We start from the raw sequence: 8,993 nt of genomic DNA, 5'->3' as shown, positions 1-8,993 counted from the left end.
GACCGGCGCCCCGTCGGCCCGCGCGGCTACGACGACCGCGCCGCCTACGACCGTCCGGGTTACGACGATCCGCGCGGCTACGACGACCGGCCCGGCTATGACGACCGTGGCTACGACGATCCGCGGGGCTACGACGACGACCCGCGCGGCTATGACGACCCGCGCGGCGTGGACGACTCGCGGGTCGGCGGGACGCTCGGCGGGCGCGACTCCCGCTCCACCGTCACCGACCCGCGCGGCGCGCCCCTGCCGGGCGAGGGCGGCGGCTGGGACACCGAGGTGATCCGGTGAGCGCCGTCCACACGGTCTCCAACATCGGCGGGCCCCGGCTCACCCTCGGCTTCGACCGCTTCGACCGGCTCGACCTCGACCGGCACCTCGCGGTGCACGGCCGGCTGCGCGTCCCGTCGCTGGAGGACCTCGTCCGGATGGCCGAGCAGGTCGACATGCGCGGACGCGGCGGCGCCGGGTTCCCGTTCGCCCGCAAGCTCACCGCCGTCGCGTCCCGGGTCAACCACCCGACCGCCGACCAGACGCTGCTGCTGCCCGGCGAGAAGGGCGGCGACCGCGGGTCCAGCGAGGACGTCGTCGTGGTCGTCAACGGCGCCGAGGGCGAGCCCGGCAGCGCCAAGGACAAGGTGCTGCTCGGCCGCGCCCCGCACCTGGTGCTGGACGGCGCGCAGATCGTCGCCACCGCGCTCGGCACCCAGCGGATCGTCCTCGCCGTGGAGAGCGACGAGGCGGCCCGGTCGGTGCGCGCCGCGATCGGCGAGCGGCGGATGCCCGCCCGCGTCGTCCGGCTGACCGAGCGGTTCATCTCCGGGGAGAGCGGCGCGGTGATCCGCGCCATCAACGGGGAGACGCCGATCCCGCCGGGCGTCAAGGTCCGCGCCGCCGAGTCCGGCGTCGACGGGTACCCGACGCTGCTGTCCAACACCGAGACGTTCGCGCAGCTCGCGGTGCTGGTCTCGCTCGGCCCCGACCTGTACGCCTCCGCCGGGACGGAGGACGAGCCGGGCACCACGCTGCTCACCGTCGGCGGCACCACGGTCGTCGAGGCGCCGTACGGCACGCCGCTGCGGGACGTCCTGAAGCACTGCGACGTGCCGCCGGGCCCGGGCGTCCTGGTCGGCGGCTACCACGGGGCGTGGCTCGACCCTGCCGGGGCGGCCCGGGCCGTGCTGTCGCGGGCCGGGATGCGCGCCGTCGGCGGGACCGTCGGCGCCGGCATCATCCTGCCGCTCGCCCAGGGCACCTGCCCGCTCGGCGAGGTCACCCGGATCGCGTCGTACCTCGCCGCGCAGTCGGCCGGGCAGTGCGGGCCGTGCCGGCTCGGGCTGCCCGACGTCGTCCGCGCCCTCAACGCGCTCATGGAGGGCGGCGGGACGGTCGAGGACGTGCGCCGCGCCGCGGCGATCGGGCGCGGCCGCGGCGCCTGCACCCACCCCGACGGGACCGCGCGGTTCGTGCTGTCGGCGGTCGAGGCGTTCACGGCCGACATCGACGCGCACCGCTACGGCGGCACCTGCGGGCTGTCGACGTACGGGGTGCTGCCGCTCCCGGTCCCGACCGGGCGGGAGGGGCGGGTGGCGATCGACTGGAGCCGCTGCGACGGCCACGGGCTGTGCGCCTACCTCGTCCCGGAACTGATCCAGCTCGACCGGTACGGCTTTCCGGTGGTGCTCGGAAGCGACATTCCGTCGTGGATGGAGCGGGATGTGCAGAAAGCGGTCGCGATGTGCCCGGCATTGGCGCTGCGGGTCGTCGGGGGAGTGCCGGGCGGCCCGGATCGGCGCTCTTGAACGCGGCCCGCCCGGCCATTACGGACGGGCCGGAGAAATGAAAAAGCCAGCGCGGTGGTGAACCTCCGCCCGGGCGTGGTGCGTATGACCCGGCGAAACCGCGCCGGCTCCGTTCTCCGGTGCGTTCCCGAGAGGAGGAAGGGATTTCGGTGAGGAATTCGTACGGTGTCGCGGAACTGCGCCGGCTCCCGCGGTTCGGGCTCCGGCGGGGCCGCGGCCTGCTCCTGCTGGCCGTCGCGGCCGTCGTCGCCGCCGCGGTCGCGGTCCTCCTCAATCCGCGGGTCGCCCCGGCGAACGGCGTCGACAAGGGGGCCACGATCCCGTCGAAGTGGGGGCCGCTGAGCGCCCAGGACCGGCTCCTGCTGGTCAAGGTCCGGCAGGCCGGGCTCTGGGAGATGCCGGCCAGCCAGATGGCCGTGCAGCGCGGCGCCAGCCCCCGGGTGCGCGAGATCGGCAAGATCATCAACCAGGAGCACATGCAGCTGGACGCCGACACCAGGGCCACCGCGCAGCAGCTCGGCGTGTCCCTTCCGGCCATTCCGAACGGCACGCAGCGGAGCTATCTCCGCGAGCTCGCCGGCCTCGACGGGAAGTCGTTCGACACCGACTACGTGTTCCGGATGCGCTCCGCCCACGGCCAGGTCCTGCCGTTCGCCGCCAAGGCCCGCGTGCAAAGCCAGAACTCACTCGTCCGGGCCTACGCGGAACGCGGGATGCGATTCGTCCTGCACCATATGCAGCTGCTGGAGAGCACCGGCCTGGTCACCAAGTCCGCGCTGCACTGACGGGTATCCCACCCCCCGCTCAAAGGGAGTACTCCATGGGAAGAAAAAGGAAGGCCCTCGCCGTGATCGTTCCGGCCGTCGTGCTCGCCGCGTCGGCGTGCAACGACGTGCCGGGGGGCGCCGGGGCGCTACCGGGCCGCGCGACCATCACCGCCGACCCGGCCGGGCACGTCCAGAAGTACCGGGGCGGGCGGACGAGCCCTCCCGCGGACGGCGGCGGCCAGCAGAACGGCGGCGGCCAGGACGGCGGCCAGGACGGCGGCCAGAACGGCGACGGCCAGATGCCCGGCATGGGCGACGGCCAGATGCCGGGGATGGGCGACCCCTCGCAGACGGCGGTCCCCACCCCGCCGGACTCCGGGTCCCCGGACCCCGCCCAGACCGACCCGAACCAGCCGGGCGGCGACGGCCAGCAGAACGGTGACGGCCAGAACGGCGACGGCCAGAACCAGAACGGCGACGGTCAGAACGGCGGCCAGAACGGCGGCGGCCAGGGCGGCCAGAGCCAGGTGAAACCGGGCCCGACCGCCGACCAGTTCGTCGACATCCGCCAGGCGCAGCCCGTGCGGCAGCCGCGGCGCACGCGCGCCGCGTCCACCGGCGTGTTCACGTCCAGCTGCGGGACGAACGCGGGGCAGAAGCACAGCAACCCCGACAACGTGATCGTGGCGCCCGGCGTCCAGAACGGCGCGCACCACATCCACGACTACGTCGGCAACCTCGACACCAGCGCGCTGTCGACCGACCAGACGCTCGCCGCCGCCGGGACGACCTGCACCAACGGCGACCAGTCGACCTACTACTGGCCGGTCGTGCGGCTGCGCGCCGGGCAGGACGACTCCGACCGCGCGGCGCAGAGCCAGGTGGACGGCAACACCGGCAGCGTCGTCACCCCGGCGAGGGTGCGCCTGCAGTTCCTCGGCAACCCGCGCAGCAAGGTGACGGCGATCCCGCGGTTCACCCGGATCGTCACCGGCGACGCCAAGGCGTCGTCGAAGGGCACGGCCAACGCGCACGCCCAGTGGACGTGCAGCGGGTTCGAGAACCGGGCGTTCACCGACAAGTACCCGCTGTGCCCGAAGGGCAGCATGGTGGAGCGCGTGCTGAACTTCCCGAGCTGCTGGGACGGGCAGAACACCGACAGCGCGAACCACCGCGACCACATGGTCTTCCCGGACCCGCGGACCGGGCAGTGCCCGCAGGGCCGCAAGGCCGTCCCGCAGCTGCGGATGACGCTGGCCTACAACCTGCCCGCCAAGGCGCTGGCGTTCGCGCTGGACACCTTCCCGGAGGAGGGCCACGACCCGGTGACCGACCACGGCGACTTCATCAACGTGATGACCGACCAGCTCATGCGGAAGGCGGTCACCGCGATCAACGGGCGCCGGGGCTGATCCCCGGCTCCGGGAGCCGAGGCCGGTCCCCGGTCCCGGGCCACGGGCCCGCCCGCGCGTAGGATCGCCGTCATGGAGATCGTGATCGCGGGCGGGCACGGGCAGATCGCGCTGCGGCTGTCGCGGCTGCTGGCCGGCCGCGGGGACACCGTGGTGAGCCTCGTCCGCAACCCCGACCACGCGGCGGACGTGCGGGCGACGGGCGCGACGCCGGTCGTCCGGGACCTGGAGGCGGCGTCGGCCGGCGAGGTGGCGGGCGACCTCGCGGGCGCGGACGCGGTCGTGTTCGCCGCGGGCGCCGGGCCGGGCAGCGGCGCCGCCCGCAAGGACACCGTCGACCGGGCCGCGTCGGTGCTGCTGGCGGACGCGGCGGAGCGCGCCGGGGTGCGCGGTTTCGTGCAGGTGTCCGCGATGGGGGCGGGCGAGCCGCCCGCGCCGGGCCGCGACGACGTCTGGGCCGCCTACATCCGGGCGAAGGGCGAGGCCGAGGACGACCTGAGGGCGCGCGGCGGCCTGGACTGGCTGATCCTGCGCCCGGGCCGCCTCACCGACGACCCGGGCACCGGGCTGGTGACGCTCGCCGAGCCGCCGATCGGGCACGGCGCGGTGACCCGCGACGACGTCGCCGCGGTGATCGTCGCGCTGCTGGACGCCCTGCCGGACGCCCGGCACCGCACCCTCGACCTGCTGAACGGCGGCACCCGCATCGCCGACGCCGTCGCCGCCCTGCGCTGACCCGGCACGGTCGGGCGGCGCGGGCGGCGGCGGGCGGTCAGGCGGTGTAGAGGGACTCGATCTCGTCGGCGAAGTCCTTCATCACGACGTTGCGCTTCACCTTCAGGCTCGGGGTCATGTGCCCGGCCTCCTCGGTGAAGTCGACGCCGAGGACGACGTACTTCTTGATCGCCTCGGCGTGGCTGACCGACTTGTTGGCGTCGGCGACGGCGCCCTCGATCTCGGCGATGATGTCGGGGTCGCGGCGCAGCTCGTCCACGGTCATCGCGGCGGGCTTGCCGTGCCGCTCCTTCCAGGGGCCGAGCGCCTCCTCGTCCAGCGTGATCAGGGCGCTGATGAACTTGCGGCCGTCGCCGACCACCAGGCACTGGCTGATCAGCGGGTGGGCGCGCAGCCGGTCCTCCAGGGGCGCGGGCGCGACGTTCTTGCCGGCCGCGGTGACGAGGATCTCCTTCTTCCGCCCGGTGATCTTCAGGAAGCCGTCGGCGTCGAGGGCGCCGAGGTCGCCGGTGTGGAACCAGCCGTCCTCGACGGCCTCCTTCGTCGCGGCCTCGTTGTTCCAGTAGCCGCGCAGGACGTTGATGCCGCGGACCAGGACCTCGCCGTCCTCGGCGATCCGGATGTCCACGCCCGGGATGGGCTTGCCGACGGTGCCGATCCTGATGGCGGTGGGCCGGTTCACGGTCGCGGGCGCGGTCGTCTCGGTGAGGCCGTAGCCCTCCAGGATCGTGATGCCGACGCCGCGGAAGAAGTGTCCGAGGCGCTCGCCGAGCGCGGCGCCGCCGGACACCGCGTACTGCACCCGGCCGCCGACGGCCGCGCGCAGCTTCCCGTACACCAGCACGTCGAAAACCTTGTGCCTGACCTTGAGCCCGAGGCCGGGGCCGCCGGTGTCCAGCGCCCGGCTGTAGGCGATCGCGGTGTCCGCGGCCGCCTTGAAGATCTTGCCCTTGCCGTCGGCGTCGGCCTTCTGCTCGGCGCCGTTGTAGACCTTCTCGAACACCCGCGGGACGGCGAGCAGGAACGTCGGCCGGAACGAGGCGAGGTCGGGCAGCAGGCTCGGGATGTCGCTGTGCCCGAGCACGATGCCGCCCTCGATGGTGGCGACCTCGATCAGCCGGGCGAACACGTGCGCCAGCGGCAGGAACAGCAGCGTGGAGCTGCCCTCGACGGCGATCTCGGAGATCGCGCCCTGCACGGCGTTGCGGGCCGTCGCGACGAGGTTCCCGTGAGTGATCTCACAGCCCTTGGGCCGGCCGGTCGTGCCGGAGGTGTAGACGAGGGTCGCCACGTCGGCGGCGCCGCGGGACCGGCGGCGCTCCTCGATCGCCGCGTCGGTGACGTCCTTGCCGAGCGCGGTGACCTCGGCGACGGCGCCCGCGTCGATGCCCCAGACGTGCGCGAGGCCCGGGAGCCGGTCCCGGACCTCGCCGACCAGCGCCAGGTGCGCGTCGGTCTCGGCGAACAGCGCCTTGGCGCCGGAGTCGCCGGCGATCCACTCGATCTGCTCGGCGGAGGACGTCTCGTAGATCGGGACGGCGACCGCGCCGGCCGTCCAGATCGCGTAGTCCAGCAGCGTCCACTCGTAGCGGGTGCGCGACAGCAGCCCGACCCGGTCGCCCGGTTCGATGCCGGCGGCCACCAGGCCCTTGGCCACCGCCGCGGCCTCGGCCGCGAACTCCGCCGCGGTGACGGCGCTCCAGGCGGTGCCGGTGCGGCGGCGCAGCACGATGGCGCCGGGCTCCTCGGCGGCCCGGGTGAAGGGCGCGTCGGTCAGATTGGCGGAGTCGGGGACCTCCACCATCGGGGGGACGCTGAACTCGCGCACGGCCCACTCCTGTGATCGGTCTTCGGGGACGGCGGGGGAACCTGCCGGTCCCTCCGAAGGTGAATGATACCCACGAGTAGGAAAACCGTCGGGAAGTGAGCGTCCCGCCCCCGCGCGGCCTCCGGATCGACGGTTAACGGCACGGCAAAGACCGCTCGCCGCAGCCGGGCGACCGCCCGTCCGTCCCCTACCCTTGACCTGGTCGTATACGGAAGTGGTCGGGGGAAGCCATGGCCCTGCTCGAAGTGATCGCGCTGACCGCCGCGGACGCGCGCGCCGCGCAGGACGGCGGCGCCGACCGGATCGAGGTCGTGGCCGACATGGGCGCCGACGGCCTCACCCCGGACCCGGACATGGTCGCGGCCGTGCGCGCCGCGACGGCGCTGCCGCTGCGGGTCATGCTGCGGGCCAACGCCGGGTTCCGCACCACCGGCGCGGAGCTGGACCGGCTCGTCCGCGCCGCCGCCGACCTCACCGCCGCCGGCGCCGACGGGTTCGTGCTCGGCTTCCTCGACTCCTCCGGCCACGTCGACGCCGGCGCGACCGGCAAGCTCGCGTCGGCCTGCGCGCCGCTGCCGTGGACGTTCCACCGGGCGGTCGACCACGCCGCCGACCCCGTCCAGGCGTGGGAGGCGGTCCGGGCGCTCGACGGCGGCCTGGACGCGGTGCTGACGGCGGGCTCGGCGCGCGGCGTGGACGCCGGGGTCGACGTGCTGGTCCGGCGCGCCGCCGAGGACCCGCGCTCCGCCGCGCTGATCATGGCCGGGGGCGGGCTGCGCCGCAAGCACGTCGCCGTGCTCGCCGCCGCGGGCGTCACCGCGTTCCACGTCGGCACCGCCGTCCGCCCGGACGGCTCCTGGGACGCCCCGGTCGACCCGGCGCTGGTGGGGGAGTGGCGCTCGCTGGTGTCGGCCGCCGCGGGCTGACACCCCCGAGGGGCGCCCGTTTTCGGGGGAGTGGTCCCCTATTAGAGTCGGTTCATGAGGATCCACGTGGTGAGCGACGTCCATGGCCGCGCGGACGCGCTGAAGAGCGCGGGCGACGGCGCGGACGCGCTCATCTGCCTCGGCGACCTGATCCTGTTCGTCGACTACTCCGACCACGGGCAGGGCATCTTCGCGGACCTGTTCGGGCAGGAGAACGCCGACCGGTTCATCGCGCTGCGCACCGAAAAGCGCTTCGACGAGGCCCGCGAGTTCTCCCGCGGCCTGTGGGCGTCCCTGGAGGGGGACGCGTGGCCGCACATCGAGCGCGCCGTCGACCGGCAGTACGCCGAGCTGTTCGCCGCGATGCCGACCCCCGCCTACCTCACCTACGGCAACGTCGACGTCCCGCGCATGTGGGGGCCGCACCTGCGCGGGGGGCACCGCGTCCTGGACGGCGAGACCACCGAGATCGGCGGGCTGCGGTTCGGGTTCGTCGGCGGCGGGCTCCGCACCGAGTACCGCACCCCCTACGAGCTCGACGACGACGCGTACGCGGCGAAGGTCGAGGCGGTCGGGGAGGTGGACGTGCTGTGCTGCCACATCCCGCCCGCCGTCCCCGACCTGCTCTACGACACCGTCGCCCGCCGGTTCGAGCGGGGCAGCGAGGCGATCCTCGACGCGATCCACCGCACGCAGCCGAAATACGTGCTGTTCGGGCACGTCCATCAGCCGCTCGCCGCCCGCATCCGCATCGGCCGCACCGAATGCGTGAACGTGGGCCACTTCCGCGCGCGCGGGGTCCCGTACGTCCTGACGGTGTGACGGATACCGTGCTGTAGGACAGCGGCCCGGGCAAACCGTGCGCGGGCGCGGGTTCACGGCGAGCCGGAGGGAAACGCAGATGGCGGACCGCACGAGTTCTTCCATCACGATCAAGGCCGCGAAGGCCGACATCATGGCGGTGATCGCCGACCTGGAGGCGTATCCGGAGTGGGCGAGCGGGATCCGCGAGTTCACCGTCCAGGAGACTGGGCCGGACGGCCGGGCGCTGCGCGGCCGGCTGACCTTCGACGGCGGCCCGTTCAGCGACACCGTCGGCCTCGCCTACACCTGGGAGGGCGACGACCGGGTGAGCTGGGAGCTGGTCGAGAAGGGCACGGTCGTCACCGGCCTGCACGGCACCTACGCGCTCGCCGAGGCGGGCGGCGCCACCGAGGTCACCTACGAGCTGGCGGTGGACGTCCGCGTCCCGATGATCGGCATGGTGAAGCGCAAGGGCGAGAAGCGGATCATCGACTCCGCGCTCAAGGGCCTCCAGCGCCGCGTCGAGCGCTGAGGACGCCCGGGAGGCGGTACCGTTTCACGCCGATGACGGATGGATGATGGAGTCATGACCGACCAGCCGGGTGACCTGATCAACGAGGCGGGCAAGCTCTTCGACGCGGTGCTCAAGCGCGTGGTCGGCGGCGGCTCCCGCGACGACCTCGACGACCGTGCCGACCGGGGCGGCCGGCCGCGCGGGG

The 8,993-nt window shown here is 73.9% G+C and carries 8 protein-coding genes and 1 pseudogene; 8 read left to right on the top strand and 1 reads right to left on the bottom strand.

Translation table 11 applies throughout. From position 1 onward, the window contains the following. From F9B16_RS46355 to F9B16_RS46335, 5 genes and pseudogenes are all read left to right on the top strand, one after another. Nucleotides 1–291: pseudogene (locus tag F9B16_RS46355) on the top strand (hypothetical protein); the annotation flags it as partial. Next, nucleotides 288–1,802 (top strand): NADH-quinone oxidoreductase subunit NuoF family protein, encoded by a 1,515-nt coding sequence (locus F9B16_RS46350; protein ID WP_151546650.1) that lies wholly within the window; start codon nt 288–290, stop codon nt 1,800–1,802. The pseudogene F9B16_RS46355 and the gene F9B16_RS46350, both read left to right, overlap by 4 nt. A 149-nt stretch (nt 1,803–1,951) precedes the next feature. Beyond that, nucleotides 1,952–2,587 (top strand): DUF4142 domain-containing protein, encoded by a 636-nt coding sequence (locus F9B16_RS46345; RefSeq protein ID WP_225992548.1) that lies wholly within the window; start codon nt 1,952–1,954, stop codon nt 2,585–2,587. Between the two features lie 35 nt (nt 2,588–2,622). Next, a complete protein-coding gene (locus F9B16_RS46340) occupies nt 2,623–3,981 on the top strand; it encodes a DUF1996 domain-containing protein (protein WP_151546649.1) in 1,359 nt (452 codons plus the stop codon). A gap of 72 nt (nt 3,982–4,053) precedes the next feature. Beyond that, the gene (locus F9B16_RS46335; RefSeq protein ID WP_151546648.1) at nt 4,054–4,716 is read left to right on the top strand and encodes an NAD(P)H-binding protein; all 663 of its coding nucleotides are present in this window, start codon (nt 4,054–4,056) and stop codon (nt 4,714–4,716) included. A 37-nt stretch (nt 4,717–4,753) separates the two neighbouring features. Here the strand turns inward: F9B16_RS46335 and F9B16_RS46330 are convergent, their stop codons facing one another. Continuing rightward, on the bottom strand, nt 4,754–6,544 hold the full coding sequence (locus F9B16_RS46330) for an AMP-dependent synthetase/ligase (RefSeq protein WP_151546647.1): 1,791 nt from the start codon (nt 6,542–6,544) through the stop codon (nt 4,754–4,756). Nucleotides 6,545–6,774: 230 nt separating this feature from the next. Between F9B16_RS46330 and F9B16_RS46325 the strand changes: the two genes are divergently transcribed. The 3 genes from F9B16_RS46325 to F9B16_RS46315 all read left to right on the top strand — a co-directional run bounded on the left by F9B16_RS46325 (nt 6,775) and on the right by F9B16_RS46315 (nt 8,806). Continuing rightward, complete coding sequence (locus F9B16_RS46325; protein WP_151546646.1) at nt 6,775–7,470, top strand: copper homeostasis protein CutC; 696 nt, start codon at nt 6,775–6,777, stop codon at nt 7,468–7,470. A gap of 54 nt (nt 7,471–7,524) precedes the next feature. Next, entirely contained in the window at nt 7,525–8,292 is a 768-nt protein-coding gene (locus F9B16_RS46320) for a metallophosphoesterase family protein (RefSeq protein ID WP_151546645.1), read from the top strand. Nucleotides 8,293–8,371: 79 nt separating this feature from the next. Continuing rightward, complete coding sequence (locus F9B16_RS46315; protein WP_151546644.1) at nt 8,372–8,806, top strand: SRPBCC family protein; 435 nt, start codon at nt 8,372–8,374, stop codon at nt 8,804–8,806. Nucleotides 8,807–8,993 lie beyond the last annotated feature (187 nt).

Origin of the sequence: Actinomadura montaniterrae (assembly GCF_008923365.1) — a bacterium.
Classification (GTDB): Bacteria; Actinomycetota; Actinomycetes; order Streptosporangiales; family Streptosporangiaceae; genus Spirillospora; species Spirillospora montaniterrae.
Note: the sequence above shows the minus strand (reverse complement) of the source record. Positions and strands in the feature narration are given on the sequence as shown.